At 60.8% G+C, this 18171-nt stretch carries 16 protein-coding genes; 9 read left to right on the top strand and 7 right to left on the bottom strand.

The genetic code is table 11. The features are described from left to right. Position 1: 1 nt before the first annotated feature. The 4 genes from PYH37_RS04840 to PYH37_RS04825 are packed head-to-tail and all read right to left on the bottom strand — an operon-like array spanning position 2 to position 4169. Positions 2-1018: a Gfo/Idh/MocA family protein gene (locus tag PYH37_RS04840; RefSeq protein ID WP_280732295.1), complete on the bottom strand. Its 1017-nt coding sequence runs from the start codon at positions 1016-1018 to the stop codon at positions 2-4. A gap of 23 nt (positions 1019-1041) precedes the next feature. After that, complete coding sequence (locus PYH37_RS04835) at positions 1042-1929, bottom strand: carbohydrate ABC transporter permease (protein WP_280732294.1); 888 nt, start codon at positions 1927-1929, stop codon at positions 1042-1044. Beyond that, a complete protein-coding gene (locus PYH37_RS04830; RefSeq protein ID WP_280732293.1) occupies positions 1922-2878 on the bottom strand; it encodes a carbohydrate ABC transporter permease in 957 nt (318 codons plus the stop codon). The genes PYH37_RS04835 and PYH37_RS04830 overlap by 8 nt, the downstream gene beginning before the upstream one ends. Positions 2879-2882: 4 nt before the next feature. Next, the gene (locus PYH37_RS04825; RefSeq protein WP_280732292.1) at positions 2883-4169 is read right to left on the bottom strand and encodes an ABC transporter substrate-binding protein; all 1287 of its coding nucleotides are present in this window, start codon (positions 4167-4169) and stop codon (positions 2883-2885) included. A 199-nt stretch (positions 4170-4368) separates the two neighbouring features. Between PYH37_RS04825 and PYH37_RS04820 the strand changes: the two genes are divergently transcribed. The 7 genes from PYH37_RS04820 (at position 4369) to PYH37_RS04790 (ending at position 12218) form a co-directional block, all read left to right on the top strand. Further along, positions 4369-5046: a TetR/AcrR family transcriptional regulator gene (locus PYH37_RS04820; protein WP_280732291.1), complete on the top strand. Its 678-nt coding sequence runs from the start codon at positions 4369-4371 to the stop codon at positions 5044-5046. A gap of 120 nt (positions 5047-5166) precedes the next feature. Beyond that, positions 5167-6315: a Gfo/Idh/MocA family protein gene (locus tag PYH37_RS04815; protein WP_280732290.1), complete on the top strand. Its 1149-nt coding sequence runs from the start codon at positions 5167-5169 to the stop codon at positions 6313-6315. Between the two features lie 3 nt (positions 6316-6318). After that, positions 6319-7482, top strand: a complete 1164-nt coding sequence (locus PYH37_RS04810) for a dihydrodipicolinate synthase family protein (protein ID WP_280732289.1) — start codon at positions 6319-6321, stop codon at positions 7480-7482. Between the two features lie 9 nt (positions 7483-7491). Beyond that, a complete protein-coding gene (locus tag PYH37_RS04805) occupies positions 7492-8916 on the top strand; it encodes an enolase C-terminal domain-like protein (RefSeq protein ID WP_280732288.1) in 1425 nt (474 codons plus the stop codon). Positions 8917-8937: 21 nt separating this feature from the next. After that, positions 8938-9762: a sugar phosphate isomerase/epimerase family protein gene (locus PYH37_RS04800; protein WP_280732287.1), complete on the top strand. Its 825-nt coding sequence runs from the start codon at positions 8938-8940 to the stop codon at positions 9760-9762. A gap of 163 nt (positions 9763-9925) precedes the next feature. Further along, a complete protein-coding gene (locus PYH37_RS04795; protein ID WP_280732286.1) occupies positions 9926-11230 on the top strand; it encodes a Gfo/Idh/MocA family protein in 1305 nt (434 codons plus the stop codon). A 160-nt stretch (positions 11231-11390) separates the two neighbouring features. Continuing rightward, positions 11391-12218: an SIR2 family NAD-dependent protein deacylase gene (locus PYH37_RS04790; protein WP_280732285.1), complete on the top strand. Its 828-nt coding sequence runs from the start codon at positions 11391-11393 to the stop codon at positions 12216-12218. 77 nt (positions 12219-12295) lie between these two features. On the opposite strand, the gene bla is transcribed toward PYH37_RS04790, so the two are convergent. Further along, on the bottom strand, positions 12296-13189 hold the full coding sequence (gene bla, locus PYH37_RS04785) for a class A beta-lactamase (RefSeq protein ID WP_280732284.1): 894 nt from the start codon (positions 13187-13189) through the stop codon (positions 12296-12298). Between the two features lie 177 nt (positions 13190-13366). Between bla and PYH37_RS04780 the strand changes: the two genes are divergently transcribed. Further along, positions 13367-14245 carry a LysR family transcriptional regulator gene (locus PYH37_RS04780; RefSeq protein ID WP_280732283.1) on the top strand — a complete coding sequence of 293 codons (879 nt, stop codon included), beginning with the start codon at positions 13367-13369 and terminating at the stop codon, positions 14243-14245. Between the two features lie 36 nt (positions 14246-14281). Here the strand turns inward: PYH37_RS04780 and PYH37_RS04775 are convergent, their stop codons facing one another. Beyond that, on the bottom strand, positions 14282-14872 hold the full coding sequence (locus PYH37_RS04775) for an SOS response-associated peptidase family protein (protein ID WP_280732531.1): 591 nt from the start codon (positions 14870-14872) through the stop codon (positions 14282-14284). A 109-nt stretch (positions 14873-14981) separates the two neighbouring features. On the opposite strand from PYH37_RS04775, the gene PYH37_RS04770 reads away from it, so the two are divergent. After that, positions 14982-15317 carry a hypothetical protein gene (locus tag PYH37_RS04770; RefSeq protein WP_280732282.1) on the top strand — a complete coding sequence of 112 codons (336 nt, stop codon included), beginning with the start codon at positions 14982-14984 and terminating at the stop codon, positions 15315-15317. 658 nt (positions 15318-15975) lie between these two features. Here the strand turns inward: PYH37_RS04770 and PYH37_RS04760 are convergent. Continuing rightward, positions 15976-17259, bottom strand: a complete 1284-nt coding sequence (locus tag PYH37_RS04760) for an aminotransferase class V-fold PLP-dependent enzyme (protein WP_280732281.1) — start codon at positions 17257-17259, stop codon at positions 15976-15978. Positions 17260-18171 lie beyond the last annotated feature (912 nt).

Genomic DNA, 18171 nt, shown 5'->3' with positions numbered 1-18171 from the left:
ATCAGTTCTTTTCCCAATTACGTTCGGCGAGCGCTTGCGCTGAAAGGGCAAGCTCCATCGCGTTGAAGCAGCGCTCCTGCGGCATGGCGGTTTCGGTCCTGTCGCGGATATCAGCGAGGAGCTGACTGCCGAAGGGCAGTTCAACACCCGAGCAGTCGATATGCTCGACGCCGTTCCGATCGGCGAGAAGGAGGTGATTGCCTCCCTCGCGCCCGGCGAGATCGACCGTCTTGCGCACCTCGATCGTGCCCGTGGTGCCGATGATGAAGAGCCGGCCGTCGCCCCAGGTCGGCATGCCGTCGGGGGTGAGCCAGTTCACATGAATCATGCCGGTAGCGCGACCCGTCGAAAGATGGAGGTTGCCGGTATCCTGCAGTTCCGGCCTGTCGGGAACGCTTCGGTTGTCGACGCTTGCTGAAAGAATCGTGGCCTTGCTGGCGCCGGTGAAGAAGAGGAACTGTTCGCACTGGTGCGAGGCGATATCGGTGAGGATGCCGCCGTAGTCCGCACGGCGGAAGAACCATTCGGGGCGCGTTTCCTTGCGCAGCCGATGCGGGCCAAGGCCAACAATATGAACGACGTCGCCGATCGCGCCGGCGGCGACCAACTCACCGGCCTTGACCGTCGCCGGGCTCTCGAAATGTTCCGAGTAGAGAATCGAGAAGATGCGTCCGGTCTCGGCCTGGATCCGGCGCACCTTGGCGAGCTGGTCCAGGCTGATCATCCCCGGCTTATCGACCAGAACGTCCTTGCCGTAGCGCATGGCGCTGATCGCCAGCTCCGCCCGCTCGGCCGAGATAGCGGCAGAGGTGATCAGGCCGATGCTCTCGTCGTTGAGAATCTGTTGGAGCGAGGCGATCCGCGGCACGTCCTTGTAGATCGCGGAAAATTCCGCAGCGAGTGCGTCGTCCTTTTCGTGGAAGCCGACGAGGCGTGCGCCGGCTCTCATGAGGCAGTTGACCTGGCCGTAGATGTGGTTGTGGTTGAGGCCGACGGCGGCAAAACGCAATTCATCCATGGTTTTTCTTTGAACTCCGTCGATCAGCGTTTCATGCCGGTGGTGGCGATGCCTTCGATCAGCAGGCGCTGGAAGAACAGGAAGAAGAAGAACACGGGCACGAGGGTCAGTGTCGACATGGCGAAGAGACCGCCCCAGTCGGAGGTGCTGCTCGAGTCGACGAAGGTTCTAAGCCCGAGCTGGATCGTGTAGGTGTTCATGTCGTTCAGGTAGATCAGCGGCCCGAAGAAATCATCCCAGGTCCAGATGAAGGAGAAGATCGCGGCCGTCGCCAGCACGGGCAGTGACAGCGGCAGCATGATCTTCCAGTAAATGCGCCACGGGCCGCAGCCGTCCATCATCGCCGCCTCGTCGAGTTCGCGTGGTATGCCGCGGAAGAACTGCACCATCAGGAAGATGAAGAAGGCGTCGCTTGCCAGGAACTTCGGCACCACGAGGGGCAGGATCGTGTTCACCCAGCCGAGATCAAGGAAGAGCACATATTGCGGGATCAGCGTCACGTGATAGGGGATCATCATCGTCCCCAGCATCATCGCAAACCAGAAATTGCGGCCGGCAAATCGTAGGCGCGCGAATGCGTAGGCCGCAAGCGAGCAGGCGACCACGTTGCCGATGACCGTCAGCACCGCAATGACAAGCGAATTCCAGAAGAAGCGCCCGAAGCTGACGTCGAGCCCGAACCAGCCGCGCACATAAGAGGCAAAATCCACCGAAGACGGCCAGAGTGTGGTCGAGGAGAAGATCTCGTCCTCTGGCCGAACCGAGGCGGAGACCATCCACAAGAGCGGATAGAGCATCGCGATTGAAGCGGCGATCAGGGCGGCATGAATGAGAACCGACCCGACCGGGCCGCGGCGGCCGGACATTGGCGGAGGCGGTGCGGTGATCGAGCTCATGGTCGTGTCAGTCATCGTAGTGCACCCAATAGCGCGATGTGAGGAAGGAGAAGGCCGTGAACAGACCGATGATCAGCACGAGAATCCAGGCAAGCGCCGAAGCATAGCCCATGCGGAAGTTGCCGAAGGCTTCCTGGTAGAGATAGAGCGTGTAGAACAGCGTCGAGTTGATCGGCCCGCCGGTGCCGCCGGAGATGATGAAGGCGGGAGTAAAGGCTTTGAAGGCTTCGATCGTCTGCACCACCGCATTGAAGAAGATGACCGGAGTCAAGAGCGGCAGCGTGATCTTGTAGAACTGCCGGAACTTGGATGCTCCGTCGAGGCTCGCCGCCTCATACATGTCCGTCGGGATCTGCCGGAGACCCGCGAGGAAGATGATCATCGGTGAGCCGAACTGCCAGACGCTAAGGACGACGAGTGTCCAGATCGAATAGTCAGGATGCGAGATCCAGCTCGGGCCCTCGATGCCGAACTGGGCGAGCAGGCTGTTGATCAGCCCGTCGCCGGCAAAGAGCTGACGCCAGAGCACGGCGATCGCTACGCTGCCGCCAAGCAGCGACGGCAGGTAGAAAATGGCGCGATAGACGGTGAGGCCCCTCACGCCGCGATCGAGAAGGATCGCGACGAGCAGCGCGAAGCCGAGTTTGAAGGGCACCGAAAGCACGACATAGAGAAAGGTCACCTGCAGTGAGGCGGCAAATTTCGGATCGGCGGTGGCGATGCGGACGTAGTTGGCCGCCCCGACCCACTCGGGGGAGCGGATCAGGTCGAAATTGGTGAAGGAGAGATAGAGCGAGGCTACGGCAGGCCCGAGCGTCAGTCCGAAGAAGCCGACGAGCCACGGCAACAGGAACATGTAGCCGGCGCCGTGTTTTGTCCAGAGGTCGGCCAGGCGGCCCCTGGCGGCGGGGCGCCCCTTGGCGCCCGCACCGACAGCTATCGCGGAATCCTGCACGGCTGCCATGCCCTCAGCCTCGCGACAGGATCTGAGTGGCCTCGTTCACCAGTGTCTCGCCGCCTTGCTTGGCGTCGAGCTGGCCGAAGCCCACCTGTTCGGCGACACTGCGCAGAGCTAACTCCGCCTCGCCAGCGCCCGACGGCGGCGGCGGCGGCAAGTCGCCGGCGAGCGCTCCGAGACCCGAAACATATTCGAGTGCAGCGCGACCGAGCTCGTCGAGCGTCGGCGCCAGCGCCTCGCGCACGGCGGCCGATTCCGGCACCCCGCGTTCGACCCCGAGGATTGCCGCAGCTTTTGGATCCTTGACGAAGAAATTAATGTATTTGGCGCCGAACTCGGGGTCCTTGGTTTGTGCGGAGACCGAGAAGAACATCGACGGCTTGCGGTAGTGGCCGGGCTTTGCATCCTTGCCGATCAGCGGGTGAGTTCGCATCGTCAGCTTGTCTTTGTTGATCGCTTGATAGCCGACGAGTTGGTTGGAATGGGCGTAGGACGTCGCCGCCTTTCCGAGCGACAACGGGCTTGTTTCGATATTGAACTGATCGAGTGCCTGTATGTCCGGCGGCACGCAGGCCTTGGCCTCACGCATCGCCGCCCACATGGCGAACCATTCGGCCGCGTCATTTGCGTCGTAAGCGATTTTGCCTTCCGCGGTGAAGAGCGCCTTGCCGCGCTGGCGGAGCCAGTTTTCGAAGAGCGGTTCCACACCGCTGCCGTCCGCCAGGCCGTAGAAGCCCTTGCGCTTGCCGGCCTTGGTGATCTCCGCGCCGATGCGCGCCATGTCCTCCCAGGTGGTCGATGAGGTCGGCAGCTCGACACCGGCTTCCTCGAAAGCGACGACATTGACCATCATCGCTGCCGAGTTCGCGCCGAGGCTGACGCCGTAGAGCTTGCCGTCGACGCTGCCGCCCTCGATCTGGACCTTGTCGAAATCCTCGACCTTCAGCACGGAGCCGAGATAGTCGTTGAGCGGCGCGAGCGCGCCGCGCCGGGCATATTCGACGATATAGCGATAGTCCATCTGGATGATGTCCGGCGCATTGCGCCCGGCGACCTGTGTCGCGAGGCGCGGCCAGTAATCGGTCCAACCGAGGAATTCGCCGTTGATCGCAACGCCCGGGTTTTCGGATTGAAAGAGCTGGTTGACCTTGTTGGTGCGGTCGGCGCGGGACTGCGATCCCCACCAGAGCACGCGCAGTCGCTTTTCCTGCGAAAGGGCGCTCGAAGCCAGCATGGAATATGAAAGAACTGCGGCGCCTCCTGCGAGGACGTTCCGTCTCGTCATGCGTAGTGTCATCTGTTCCTCCTCCCTGCGGAACGCCTCCACAACGTTCCGTTACGTGGTCCTCTTGCAACAAATAACTAATTGGTTACAAGTTATGAGCAAGAAATGAACCTGTCAAGCAGTTGTGCGCGAAGGTGTCATTATCTTGTAAATTATGTTTACAATGTTGCATCGATTGCCGACGAAGGCAAGAGGTGCCGGAGGTGGTGCGATGGACAAGATGCGGCTAGGCGCGAGAGGCAGGAACGGGACGGGCGGACGCGCTGAGCGGGCTGCGCAGCGCGACCCCGAGCGCACGCGCGCCTCGATCCTTGCGGCCGCGACCAAGGAGTTCGCGGAGAACGGCATCGGTGGCGCGCGCGTCGATGCCATCGCGGAGAGGGCGGGCACGAACAAGCGGATGCTCTATCATTATTTCGGCGACAAGGAGCAGCTCTATCTCGCCGTCCTCGAAGAGGCTTACATCGGCATCAGAACGGCGGAAAAATCAGTTAAGCTCAGTGACTTGGAGCCGGAGGAAGGAGTAGCGGAGCTCGCGATGTTCACCTGGAGGTACTTCCTTGAGCATCCGGAATTCCTGAGTCTGCTCGGCACTGAGAACCTGCATCGCGCACGCTGGTTGCGCCAGTCGACGCGATTGAAGGAATTGCACTCGCATTTCATCGACAAGCTCTCCGGCCTTCTCGACAGGGGCAAGGCAATGGGTCTCTTCCGTGCGGATGTCGATCCGTTGCATGTCTATCTGACCATCGCCGCGCTCGGCTACTTCTATCTCTCGAACCAGTATACATTGTCGACAATCTTCGGCCGGGACTTGGCGGAAGAGGACAGCCTCGAAGCCTGGAAGCGGAACATCGTTCATGTGACTTTGGCGTCCATCCGCCGCTGAAATCACCCCATGTCGTTTTTTCTGTTGACAAGTACGATTACCCTCTGTCACAAAGTAACCGTTTAGTTACTGGCTTGGGAGGGCTGGTCCACTCCTACAGGCCTGGCAGGGAGGAACCGCATGGCACGTTTGGGGATCATATTGCACGGCGTTACCGGCCGGATGGGGTACAATCAGCATCTGGTACGCTCAATTCTCGCCATTCGCGATCAGGGCGGGCTCACCCTCAAGTCAGGCGAGCGCCTGGAGATCGATCCGATCATCGTCGGCCGTAACCGAGACAAAATGGAGCAATTGGCCAAGCGCCACGGTATCGCTCGCTGGTCGACCGATCTCGATGCGGCTCTTTCAGACCCGAATGACCATATCTTTTTCGACGCCGGTACGACGCTGATGCGCGCCGAGCTCATTGGCAAGGCGCTCGACGCGGGCAAGCACGTTTATTGTGAGAAGCCGATTTCGGACGATCTGAGGACGGCGGTCAAGCTCGCAAGAAAGGCGCGCGCTTCAGGCCTGAAGCATGGAGTGGTACAGGATAAGCTGTTTCTGCCCGGGCTGCGCAAGCTCGCTTTGCTTAGGGAGTCCGGCTTCTTCGGAAAGATCCTCTCGGTGCGCGGCGAATTCGGCTACTGGGTTTTCGAAGGCGATTGGGGTGTGCCCGCCCAGCGTCCCTCATGGAACTACCGCAAACAGGACGGCGGCGGCATCATTCTCGATATGCTCTGCCATTGGCGCTATGTGCTCGACAACCTCTTCGGCGAGGTCCGCTCCGTCTCCTGCCTGGGTGCCACCCATATCCCCAGCCGCATCGACGAGCAGGGCCGAAGCTATGACTGCGACACGGACGATGCGGCCTACGCGACCTTCGAGCTCGAAGGCGGCGTCATCGCGCAGATCAATTCCTCTTGGGCGGTGCGAGTGCGCCGCGACGATCTCGTGACCTTCCAGGTGGACGGAACGCACGGCTCCGCCGTCGCCGGCCTCACCAAGTGCTGGACCCAGCACCGCGTCAACACGCCGAAGCCGGTCTGGAATCCGGATCAGCCGCAGACGATCGATTTCTACAAGACCTGGGACGAAGTGCCGGACACGCAGGTGTTCGACAACGGCTTCAGGGTGCAATGGGAAATGTTCCTGCGCCATGTCGCCGAGGACGGCCCCTGGCCCTACGGGCTAGAGGCTGGCGCCAAGGGCGTTCAACTCGCCGAACTGGGCCTCAAGTCGTGGGCCGAGCGCCGCTGGCTCGATGTCCCGGAACTGGAGCTCTAAACGATGACCGGCATCAATCTCCCACTCGAAGGCAGGCCCGTCCGTTATGAGCTGACCGGCCGGCCGGTTCCGTTCACAAAGCGCGAGGCGGCGAATTTTTCGAGGGTCGCCTTTGCCGCGGCCCACGTCGTCGCCGATCCCCTGGCCGACAACGATCCATGGCTGGCGCCGGCGATCGATTGGGAGCGCACACTTGCCTTTCGCCACCGTCTCTGGGACCTCGGTCTTGGCGTCGCCGAAGCGATGGACACCGCCCAGCGCGGTATGGGCCTCGGCTGGCCGGAGGCGCGCGAACTCGTCCGCCGGGCGCTTGCCGAAGCGCGCGGTCGCCCCGGCGCCCTGATCGCCTGCGGCGCCGGGACCGACCACCTGGCGCCCGGCCCGGATGTATCGATCGACGATATCCTCGAAGCCTATGAGAGCCAGATCGAAACGATCGAAGCCGAGAACGGGCGTATTATCCTGATGGCGAGCCGGGCGCTTGCGGCCGCCGCAAAAGGCCCGGACGACTATATCCGAGTCTACGACCGCATCCTGTCGCAAGTGAAGGAGCCGGTGATCATCCATTGGCTGGGCGAGATGTTCGATCCGGCGCTCGAAGGCTATTGGGGCAATGCCGACCACCTGGAGGCGATGAAGACCTGCCTTGCGGTCATCGAAGCCCATGCCGCCAAGGTCGACGGCATCAAAATATCGCTTCTCTCGAAGGAGAAGGAAATCGCGATGCGGCGCCTGCTGCCGGAAGGCGTGCGCATGTATACCGGCGACGATTTCAACTACGCCGAGCTCATCGCCGGCGACGAAGAAGGGCATTCGGACGCTCTTCTCGGTATATTCGATGCGATCGCGCCCGTTGCCTCCGCGGCCCTTCATGCCTTGGGCGAGGGGCGGAACGGCGAATTCTTCGAATTGTTGGAGCCGACGGTGCTGCTGTCGCGCCATATCTTCAAGGCGCCGACGCGGTTCTACAAAACCGGCGTCGTGTTTCTCGCTTATCTCAACGGTTTGCAGGATCATTTCGTGATGATCGGCGGGCAGCAGAGCGCCCGCTCGCTCACGCATTTCGCCGAACTCTTCCGCCTGGCCGACAAGGCCGGCGCTCTTACAGACCCGGATTTGGCAACGGCGCGCATGCGCCGTGTGCTCGCCGTGCATGGCGTCGACTGAGGCGGGGCGATGACCCAAGCTCCTCGCGTGAGGCTCGTCGGGGCGGAGTTCTTCGAGCGTCAGGTCGATTTCCGCTTTCCGTTCCGCTTCGGTGCAGCGCACGTCGAACGCGCGCCGCAGGCGTTCGTCCGGGTTCGAATCGCCGACGAGCAGGGCCGTCAGGCTGCTGGCTGGTCGGCCGAGATGATGATGCCGAAATGGTTCGACAAGGATCCGGCGCTTTCGCCGGAGGATAATGTCGATGAGCTTCGTAAATCGCTGCGTCTGGCAATCGAAGGAATGCTGGCCCGAAAGGCGAATACGCCATTCGGTCTTCACGCGGCCCTCGAGGCTGATCATCACGGCGCTGCGGCAAGACAGGGTCTGCCAGCCCTTGTCGCCTCTTATGGGCTGGCGCTCGTCGATCGCGCGATCATTGATGCCCTATGCCGCTTGAAAGGCGTGAGTGTGATCGAGGCCGTAAAGACAAACCTGCTCGGGATCACCGACGAGACTGCGCCTGATCTTGCCGGCTTCGACCTCGCTCGTTTCTTGTCGGGGCTGGCGCCGTCGCCGAAGCTTGCCGTGCGCCACACCGTCGGCCTTGCCGATGCACTGAGAGCGTCAGATATCGAGCCATCGCATCGGCTAAAAGACGGTCTGCCGCATACGCTGGAAGAGGTGATTGCCGCCTACGGACACCGATTTTTCAAGATCAAGGTATCCGGACGCCCCGAACAGGATGTGGAGCGGCTGCTCGCCGTCGCTTCGCTCCTCGACGACCGGCTTGATGCCTATCAGGTCACGCTTGACGGCAACGAACAGTTCCAAAGCAGCGACGCGGTCGCCGACCTTCTGGACAGGATCGAGAAGGAGCCGCTTCTGAAGCGATTGCGCGCCTCCATTCTTTTCTTCGAGCAGCCGATAGCGCGCGCGGAAGCCCTGTCGACAGCGGTCGCGGCAATCGCCGATCGGGTGCCGCTGGAGATCGACGAATCCGACGGCGATGTCGGTGCCTTTCTGCGCGCCCGCGAGCTCGGCTATACGGGTATCTCGTCGAAATCCTGCAAGGGGTTTTATCGATCGCTGATCAATCGCGCCCGCATCGAAAAATGGAACACCGAGGTCGGGTCTGCCCGCTATTTCATCTCCGCCGAGGACCTGACGACGCAAGCCGGCCTCGCGCTCCAACAGGATCTCGTTCTGGCGGCTCTTACCGGCGTTGGACATATCGAGCGCAACGGGCACCACTATGTCGATGGCATGGCGCAGGCGCCGGCGGGCGAGCAGGCCGCCTATCTCGCTGCCCATGGGGATCTTTACCAGGAAGCAGGGGCGCGCGCGCGGCTCGCCATCAAAGCCGGCGAGATCACCTTTGGAAGCGTGTTGCGGGCGATCGGTCTCGGCTCTTCGGTCGAGCCGGACTGGCCTTCGATGGCGGCGGGCAGGACATGATCAGATGCGGGAGGAGATAGTATGCAGGTCGAAGGCCTTTCGATAAATCTAGCGACGATCCGTGAGCAGTGCGGTTTTGCCGATGCCGTGGACATCTGCCTGAAGCACGGGATTACAGCGATCGCCCCCTGGCGCGACCAGGTGGCGGCGATCGGTCTTGAGGAGGCCGCGCGCATCGTTCGCTCCAACGGGCTGACGCTCACCGGTCTCTGCCGCGGTGGTTTCTTTCCGGCGGTGGACGGGGCCGGGCGCGAGAAGGCCTTCGACGACAACAGGCGCGCGATTGATGAAGCCGCAGCACTCGGTGCGGACTGCCTCGTGCTCGTCGTCGGCGGTCTTCCCGGCGCCTCGAAAGACATCGAGGCGGCGCGTGGGATGGTCGAGGAAGGGATTGCCGCCGTACTACCGCACGCGCGTGCGGCGGGCGTGCCGCTTGCGATCGAGCCGCTGCATCCGATGTATGCCGCCGATCGGGCCTGCGTGAACACGCTCGGGCAGGCGCTCGACATCTGCGAAAAGCTGGGTCCGGGTGTTGGTGTTGCAATCGACGTCTATCACGTGTGGTGGGACCCCGATCTCGCCAGCCAGATTGCGCGTGCCGGCGAGATGAAGGCGATCCTTGCGCATCATATCTGCGATTGGCTGGTCCCGACCAGGGACACGCTGACGGATCGCGGCATGATGGGCGACGGCGTTATCGACCTCAAGGGGATCCGGCGCCGGATCGAGGCCGCCGGCTTTCGCGGAGCGCAGGAGGTCGAGATTTTCTCTGCCGACAACTGGTGGAAGCGCCCCGCCGACGAGGTGATCGCCACTTGCGTGGAGCGTTATCGAAGCTCCTGCTGAGATGGTCCGCTCGGCTATGCTCCTGACAAGTTGGCCGGTAATATGATCGTCGCTGCATTGACTTTCGCGGATTTCGGCCGCTAACATGTATGATAAATTTACATGTCGATATCGCTGCCGCCGCTCGCGCGGCTTCATCCCAGACAGGATTGCGTGAGGAAAGATGGACAACAAACGTCGTTTTGCGCTGGTCGGTACCGGCAACCGCGGCACCACGATGTGGGGCAGGGACCTTCTCGCCGGATGGCGCGGCTACGTCGACCTCGTCGCCATTGCCGACACGAACTCTTTGCGGGCGGAGCGCGCCCGCACAATGATCGCCAGCAACGCGCCGATCTATGGCGATGTCGATACGATGCTTGCCGAAGCGCAGCCGGACCTTGTGATCGTCTGCACCCCGGATGACACGCATGACGACATCGTCGTCAGGGCGCTCGAATCGGGTGCCGACGTCATCACGGAAAAGCCGATGACGACGACGGTGGAAAAGATCCGCCGCATTCTCGACGCCGAGACACGCACGGGCCGGCGGGTGGACGTATCCTTCAACTACCGCTTCGCGCCGACGGCGGGACGCATCAAGGAACTGCTCGATGCCGGAGAAATCGGCCGCGTCACCTCGGTTGACTTCCATTGGTATCTTGATACCGAGCACGGCGCCGACTATTTCCGCCGCTGGCACGCCTATACGGAGCGCTCGGGCAGCCTTTTCGTGCACAAGGCGACACACCATTTCGATCTCTTGAACTGGTATCTCGACAGCGATCCCGAGGCCGTCACGGCTTTCGCCGACCTTCAGATGTATGGGCGCAAGGGCCCGTTCCGCGGCCCTCGCTGCAAGCTCTGTCCCCATAAGGGAAGCTGCGATTTTTATCTCGATCTCGAAGCCGATCCCTTCCTCGAAGCGCTTTACGAGCAGCCTTCAGAGATCGACGGCTACTTCCGCGACGGCTGCGTCTTCCGCGAGGATATCGATATTCCCGACACGATGGTCGCGAACATACGATACCGGAACAATGTCCACGTCTCCTACTCGCTGAACACCTTCCAGCCGATCGAGGGCCACCACATCGCCTTCAACGGCACGAAGGGCAGGATCGAACTGCGTCAATATGAGGACCAGCCATGGGAGACGGCGGCGGAAGACGTCATTCTACTCGTCCGCAACTTTCCAAAGGGTGTCCCAGCGGTCGAGCGCATTGCGATACCGCATTCCCCTGGCGGACACTACGGCGGCGATGATCGCATGCGGAACATGATCTTTAAGCCCGGCGTGTCAGATCCTTTGGGACAACGAGCCGGCGCGCGGGCCGGGGCGCTCTCCGTTCTCTGCGGCATCGCCGCGCTGCAAAGTTCGCGGAGTGGCAAGCTGGTGCGGCTTGCCGATCTGATGCCCGACCTCTTCGAGAACGAAGTCCGGCCGGTTCGTCAGTTCGCGGCTCAAGCGTCGGCCTCCGCGGGCCCCTGACACCTTCGCATTTCTCGCTATGCAGCGTGCGTTTGGCGAATCCTCGCCTCGGCTGTCGATTCCGGCGCACTTTATGTCCGTTGACCCGCCGTCATGAACGCGGGTCAACGGGAACAACGATGCTTTCTGCCCGTTTGCCGGTTCTGACACCGGAGCATTCATGAACGAGCCTGTTTCAGAGATCGTCGAAGCGGTCAGGCGACGCCACGCGCTGCTGTTCGTCGGGGCCGGCGTTTCCATGAGCGTCGGCTTGCCGTCCTGGCAGATGCTCATCGACCATATGTTGGGCGAGTTACAGCTAAACGCCTCCATAATGAAGGATCCCGACGTTACGCACCAGACGATCGCCGAATACTATCGCCTCGAGCGCGGCACCCTCGATGCGCTTCTTGATTGGATGAAGCAGAATTGGCAGGTGTCAGAGCCGCGCGTTCAGCAATCGGAATTACACCGGCTGATCGTCAGCCTCGACTTTCCAATAATCTATACGACAAATTACGACAGCAACCTCGAGATTGCCTATGAGGTCCACGGTCGCCCTTACGCCAAGATCAGCAGCGCGAGGGACATCGCGCGTGCGCCAGCCGGTGTCACGCAGATTATCAAATATCATGGCGACTTCGACGACGCGGAGACGCTCGTGTTGACCGAAAGCGATTATTTTGACCGTCTGTCGTTCGACTCGCCGTTGGACGTGAAGTTTCGAAGCGACGCTCTCGGCGCTACTGTTCTTTTCATCGGCTACAGCATGTCGGACCTTAATATCCGTTTCCTGCTCCATCGCTTGTGGAGCACGTGGCGCCACTCGGGATACGAGGATGACCGGCCACGGTCCTATATCGTCATGCACGAGCCGAGTCCGGTTCAGGAGGCCGTTCTCCGCAAATGGGGGGTGAAGGTGGTGGCGGGGGACGGGGCCGATCCCCAACAAACGCTTCTGAGCTTCATGAAAAAGCTTGTGTCGCAGACGGCGCCCGTCGCCTCGTAAGGAGCCTTTCGATTATTCCCAGGTTGCTAGATGCTCGGACGCCATCATCATGTCGATGATGGTGGCGTCCTGGCTGCCTATACCTGTGCGGCAATCCGTCCGATCTCCGCATGAACAGCGTTGCGCTCCTCGGCCGATATCGCCGGTATTTGGCAGTAGGCCGCAACGATAATTGGTGCGCGCTCCGAGGGCCACGCTACGGCGATATCGTTATTGTTCCCGCTCTTGTTGCCATTGCCCCCGGTCTTGTCACCGACGAGCCAGTTCTCCGGGAAGCCGGCGCGCAACCGCGTGTCGCCGGTCTTGTTCGTGATCAGCCAGGCAGCCAACTGGGAGCGCGAGGGTTTAGAGAGTGCATCGCCAAAGATAAGCTTTCGCAGGGTCTCCAGCATTGCCGCCGGCGTCGTGGTGTCGCGGAGATCTCCAGGCCCGTCATGTTCGTTGAGTGCAGGTTCGATGCGGTCGAGCCGCGTGATGTCGTCGCCGAGCGAACGTACATAGGCCGTCAGCGCTCCCGGTCCGCCTAAACTGGCGAGTAGAAGATTGGCTGCTGTATTGTCGCTCCGGGTCACCATCGCATCGCAAAGCTCCGTGATGGTTATGCCGGCCTTATTCGCCCGGGCTTCGGTCACCGGCGACCCGTCCACGAGATCCTTACGCGAAAAAAAGATACGACGGTCAAGCTGCTCCTCCTCCCGGTCGACGCGAGCAAGGACGAGGGCCGCCGTCAAAGCCTTGAAGGTACTGCACATCAAAAAGCGCTCGTCGATCCGGTGCCCGACGCGCTTGCCGGTCGCCAAGTTGAGCACAGCCACGCCAATTCGGCCGCCGTGGGCACGTTCGAGTTCGGCCAGCCGAGCCTCTGCATCGTCCCGGGTTCGGGCCCGCGCTCCGTCCTGAAGCGATGCAAGCGCGGGAACAGCGAGCAGGGAGCCGGCAAGCGCCGCCCGCCGCGATATCGAGATCGTCATTCTTGTCTCCATTGTTCGGGAAAGCCGTCCGATAGACCGATAATAGCGGCCTTTCGGAGCGGCGCTGGGGTGGCCGCTGACTTCGAGCCGATTGTATTCAGGAAGGGTTGCCCTAGACAATTGATCAATTTTCCGATCAGACATGAGAAAATATTGACCTTGTTCAGGGAGAACTCGATGGACGTCTCGCAATTGCCGCTCAATGCGCTCCGCGCATTCGAAGCATCTGCACGGCTCGGCAGCTTCACCCGTGCAGGGCTCGAACTTAGGGTCACCCAAACCGCCATCAGCCATCAGGTCAAATCGCTGGAAGCGACGCTCGGCGTGACGCTCTTTAAGCGCCTTCCAAGGGGCCTCACCCTGACGGACGAAGGGCATGCGTTGCTCCCGGTGCTGACCGACGCTTTCCGCCGCATGAGCGCCACGCTGAGCCAGTTCGAGGAGGGCAACTTTCACGAGATACTGACGGTCGGCATGGTCGGGACCTTCGCGGTCGGCTGGTTATTACCGCGGCTGAAGACCTTCAAGGAACAGCATCCTCATGTGGACCTTCGTCTCAAGACGAACAACAATCGCGCCGACATCCTCATTGACGGCTTGGATTTCTTTATCCGCTTTGGTGACGGCGCATGGCATGGAACGGATGCAATCCGTCTGATGGATGCGCCCCTTTCGCCCGTCTGCACGCCAGCGCTCGGCAAACGCCTTCGCTGTCCGGCAGACTTGGCGAATGAGGAGTTGTTGCGGTCCTACCGAAGAGACGAATGGGCCATCTGGTTCAGGGCTGCAGGTCTAGAGCCGCCCAACCTGCGCGGTTGGATGTTCGATTCATCGTTAGCTCTTGTGGAAGCTGCGGCGCGAGGCGTGGGCGTCGCCCTTGTCCCGGTCGCCATGTTTGCTCATGAGATCGAAAAGGGACGAATTGTCCAGCCCTTCGAAATAACAACGCTGACCGGAGCCTATTGGCTGACACGACTGAAGTCGCGGGCGGAGACGGCATCTATGAAGGCTTTTCGGCAGTGGCTTGTGGCTGAAATGACGGAAATGGGCAGGTGAGTGGGCAGCTTCAGTAAGCGCGCGCGGCATCCCCGGCTAATCCGATCCGGATCTGACGGTTTCAGCCGTCAACGCTCCAGGGGGCGAGGGCCTCAGCAATTCCTCTTCCCGCTTGCTCAGATAAAGCCATGACGGCCAGTCTTCCGGCCGCAGCGCCACGACCTGGCGATCGTGATAGGGCGCAACGTCCGGTCCTGGCTGCGTTGTCAGCATGGTGAATGCCGGCGGATGGTTGCCCTGTCCCTCGCGCCAGATGCCAGCGATCGCCATGAAGGGCGCATCCTTCAACGCGAATCGATGCTTTGCCTTGGGGTACGTCTTCCCGGTGAATTCAAAGAAGGCGCTCGCGGGAATGAGGCAACGTTTGCTGTCGGTAAAACGGCGTCCTTCCGATCTGAAGTTGAAGACCGGTCCGCCGCGGCCCGCAGGCGGGAAACCGAAGTTCATGGGGAAGAGTTCGACAAGATTCCCGGACGCCCGCATGACTGGGGCGATGTCGTTGATTTTGACGTCGTCCGCGCTCGGCAGGTCGAGTTCGCTCTGGTGTGCTGGCATGGCGAGTTCCAGGTCCTGCATCATCTTGCAGTATTCTGCCCACTGTATATGTCGCTCGTAGTCGTTGCACATGTGGCGGAACATAGTGCGCGGAATCTCCTCGGCCAGCGCAGGCTTCGGTCGTCGCGGAACCCCTCGCTGCCTTCTCGGGTTTCTCAAGGCGAATTTAGGAGGAGAACCGATGCGCGAACTTGACAAACCACAGCCCGGCAGCTCGGTCACTGTGGACGATGCGCCGCTCGTCGACGAGGTGCTTGCAGCGACACCGCGGCCCGACTGGCGGGGAGAGACATTGCCGCTTTCACCAGAGGAACAACTCGCTGCGCTTCGGGCGGATGTCGTAAAGCTGAAGGACTCGATTGCCGAGATCGCGTCCGGCGCGTCACGAATGATCGTCGACGATGTCAGGACCGCGGTCAGGAACGCAGATCACAAGCTGGCGGAACACATCGTGCTCGCCATTGCGATTGCGGGCGCGGCAGGTTTCATCGCTGGTGTAACGATGCGACGCCGGTAAGGCATCGGAGTGGCCGTTCCTCGCAGCCGGATCGACCTTGCGGGGGGCGAGCTATCCTTGACCATAAACGAATGTGGTCATCACAAAGTGATGCATCCAGGAACACCGGGTTGGTCGAAAGCGTTCCCCTCGTCGCGAACTGCTAATCATTTTCCTGCCACATGGTGCGATATGAAGATCCTATGGCGACTCCTCATAATGGGTTCTTTGCCGCTGACAGCCGGACCAGCGTTTCCAGACGAAGCGCCTTTCCTGGAATCCTTACAGGGAGAATGGACCGGCCGAGGGACAGTAAGGCTTCGCCTCGACAGATCGCCGATGACTGTGAGCTGCAATATTGCCTCTAGCGCCAGCGGGCCGTCGCTTACGATGCGGGGCACCTGCCGAGCGTTGGTGTTGGTGTCACGAACCATTGCAGCGGACTTAAGAGCGGCTGGCGAGCGGTACAGCGGTGTTTACATTGGGCCGCAGGGCGGCAGATCAGCACTTTCCGGACAGAGGCGCGGCAATACGATCAACCTCGCGGTCCGGTGGGCGAAAATTGTCAATGGCGATCACAGTGCGAACATGCAGATACGCAAAGTCGGGAGCAATCGAATTACGTTAGCGACCATCGATACTGATCTGGCCACCGGCAAAAGTGTCGTCACAAGCGAGATCAATCTGCGCCGCAGATGAGGCCGTTCGAAAAGGCGTCGGGCGCTCGGGCCGATCGGCCGGAACTGCTGCGCCTGATCTCCGAAAGGCAAGGCGAGGGACCCGCCAACGCGTTTCGTAGCGCGGCGACGAAAGTATCGAGATCACTCTTCAGCATATAGATGTGCGGTGAAACCCGCAGGCCCTCGACGTGCTCGACCTTGCGGTACTTCACGTGGACCTGGTGGTTCTCGCGCAGATCGCGCTCGATCTTTTTCATATCCAGATTGTCGATCGAAAAAAGGCTGATCGCCCCGAGGTTGTCCGTAGCGGTGGCCGTATGGAGCCTGAAGCCGGGTATGTCACGGGCGAGACCGATCCAATATCGGGTGAGTTCGCGCAACCGCGCGTGCTTTCTCTCCGCGCCAATCGCCTTGTGGAACTGAATTGCAGGCGCGATTCCCGCCTGTAGCGCGGAATTGTATGTGCCCAGATTCCAGTGGTCGAACTTGTCTATGTGCAAGGCTGGCTGGTCGAAAGGTGCAAGCAATGGCCAGGTTTGGTCGATCTGGCGTTCATTGACGATCAGCATGCCGTTGCCGACCGGCGCACCAAGCCATTTGTGAAGGCTCGTGACAAAGAAGTCGCAATCGAGTTCGCGAAAGCTGACCGGCATTTGAGCGAATGTCTGAGCCCCATCGACAATGGTGATGATGTTTCGCTCCCGGGCTATCGCGCAGAGTCGCCTGACGGGAAGGACCCGCCCGTTCCAATGGTACATATGCGTCAGCTGCAGGACGCGGGTACGGGGCGTCATCGCGTCGACATAGGCTTCGATGATGTCGTCGTCGCTGTCCATGAGGTCGAAAGCGCAGTTTGCAACCTCGATGCCCTCGCGCTGTTGCCGCTGAAGCCATCCGGCACGGACGCTCGGGTAGTCCCAAACCGAGATCAGCACCTGATCGCCTTTGGTGAGCGGTATTCCGAAGATTGCCGTCGAGAGGCCCTCGGACGAATTCCGGTTCAGCGCGATCTCTTCGGGGGTGCAATCGATGAGTTCCGCCAGCTCTCGTTTGATGCCGGGGAGGGCGGTGTCGAGCCTGCTCCACATGTTGTAGTCGGGATTGCGGCTGATGAAGCGGTAGGCGTCGACCACCGCCTCCTCAACGACGGTTGGAGGGGGACTGACCGCGGCGTTGTTCAAGTTCAGGAATGGTTCCTGTGCTGGAAATTCTGCGCGGATACGCTCCCATTTTGCTTCGCCTTCATCTTCTTCGGCCGACCGATTTACAGCAAAGTAGTTCATATGGATCATCCTATTCGTCGAATTCGTCTGTTGCTCGATGATAGGCTGCGGGACCGGCTCAATCTGCCTATGTGCTATCAGCGGACAGAACTTAATTGCGAACGGTCGGGATTTCGCGGGACGCAAAACGTCGCTAGGGCAACATATTGCACCCTCAATGCCAACTCGATCTACTCGAAGCCGCAGGACTGAACGGCGATGTCTCGAGGCTCATTGGGATGCGGACCTGGGGCGGAGTTCGATAATAGATCTTCGGCGATCCGCGCGTGGCAGCCAGGCAGAAATGTCCGCTCCTCCGTAAGGAAGAGTGTTATTTAGAGCAGCCGCCGAGCTGCTCCCTGCGGCAACCTGGAATCGGCGGCAATTACAAGTCTCTGTGGCTTCAGGCCCGGGCAACCATCGCAAGGATGCTATTGGCTGGCCGGCAGCCTCCCGATGGTATCAAAAGCTGGCATGTGCCGGTAGCCGGCACGATATCCAGCTGGTCACCGGTCTCATACCGATCATCGGAGACGCCCAGCGCCGTCGATTTAGCAGGCCTGCATCAATTTTCTTTGGTAAATCCCATCAGAACTTTTTGGCGAAGCCAGTGTTTTCGCACGCTTAGCTGCACCAAATTCTTTTTGGCCCATCAGACGCCGTCGCCGTAAAAAAGGGGTGACCTTGCGGCCCGCACAGTGGATGGCGGGTGTGTCGAGACCTTATGCGCCGCGCAGGCGACGCCTCAAATCTGCAAAAGCATCCAGCTCGAATGCCTTGGAAAATTTGAAAGTCTTTCGCATCCGGCTGCGAAATGGGTGGCTAGCGATCATGCGCGTGAAGACGCACAATCGTCTCGCTGCGCATGAGGCGATCGCCGTTCTCATCCGGCGCGGGCCGCAGGCCTGGATCACGATCGCAAGAGAGCGAGTG

It is taken from the genome of Sinorhizobium numidicum (genome assembly GCF_029892045.1).
GTDB lineage: Bacteria > Pseudomonadota > Alphaproteobacteria > Rhizobiales > Rhizobiaceae > Sinorhizobium > Sinorhizobium numidicum.
Note: the sequence above shows the minus strand (reverse complement) of the source record. Positions and strands in the feature narration are given on the sequence as shown.

What these genes read in the sequence shown, in the direction of transcription:
- PYH37_RS04805 (WP_280732288.1), top strand. Translation starts at nt 7,492, where the DNA reads ATGACCCAAGCTCCTCGCGTGAGGCTCGTCGGGGCGGAGTTCTTCGAG.
- PYH37_RS04830 (WP_280732293.1), bottom strand. Translation starts at nt 2,878, where the DNA reads ATGGCAGCCGTGCAGGATTCCGCGATAGCTGTCGGTGCGGGCGCCAAG.
- PYH37_RS04815 (WP_280732290.1), top strand. Translation starts at nt 5,167, where the DNA reads ATGGCACGTTTGGGGATCATATTGCACGGCGTTACCGGCCGGATGGGG.
- PYH37_RS04840 (WP_280732295.1), bottom strand. Translation starts at nt 1,018, where the DNA reads ATGGATGAATTGCGTTTTGCCGCCGTCGGCCTCAACCACAACCACATC.
- PYH37_RS04790 (WP_280732285.1), top strand. Translation starts at nt 11,391, where the DNA reads ATGAACGAGCCTGTTTCAGAGATCGTCGAAGCGGTCAGGCGACGCCAC.
- PYH37_RS04800 (WP_280732287.1), top strand. Translation starts at nt 8,938, where the DNA reads ATGCAGGTCGAAGGCCTTTCGATAAATCTAGCGACGATCCGTGAGCAG.
- bla (WP_280732284.1), bottom strand. Translation starts at nt 13,189, where the DNA reads ATGACGATCTCGATATCGCGGCGGGCGGCGCTTGCCGGCTCCCTGCTC.
- PYH37_RS04780 (WP_280732283.1), top strand. Translation starts at nt 13,367, where the DNA reads ATGGACGTCTCGCAATTGCCGCTCAATGCGCTCCGCGCATTCGAAGCA.
- PYH37_RS04835 (WP_280732294.1), bottom strand. Translation starts at nt 1,929, where the DNA reads ATGACTGACACGACCATGAGCTCGATCACCGCACCGCCTCCGCCAATG.
- PYH37_RS04770 (WP_280732282.1), top strand. Translation starts at nt 14,982, where the DNA reads ATGCGCGAACTTGACAAACCACAGCCCGGCAGCTCGGTCACTGTGGAC.
- PYH37_RS04760 (WP_280732281.1), bottom strand. Translation starts at nt 17,259, where the DNA reads ATGAACTACTTTGCTGTAAATCGGTCGGCCGAAGAAGATGAAGGCGAA.
- PYH37_RS04795 (WP_280732286.1), top strand. Translation starts at nt 9,926, where the DNA reads ATGGACAACAAACGTCGTTTTGCGCTGGTCGGTACCGGCAACCGCGGC.
- PYH37_RS04820 (WP_280732291.1), top strand. Translation starts at nt 4,369, where the DNA reads ATGGACAAGATGCGGCTAGGCGCGAGAGGCAGGAACGGGACGGGCGGA.
- PYH37_RS04775 (WP_280732531.1), bottom strand. Translation starts at nt 14,872, where the DNA reads ATGTGCAACGACTACGAGCGACATATACAGTGGGCAGAATACTGCAAG.
- PYH37_RS04825 (WP_280732292.1), bottom strand. Translation starts at nt 4,169, where the DNA reads ATGACACTACGCATGACGAGACGGAACGTCCTCGCAGGAGGCGCCGCA.
- PYH37_RS04810 (WP_280732289.1), top strand. Translation starts at nt 6,319, where the DNA reads ATGACCGGCATCAATCTCCCACTCGAAGGCAGGCCCGTCCGTTATGAG.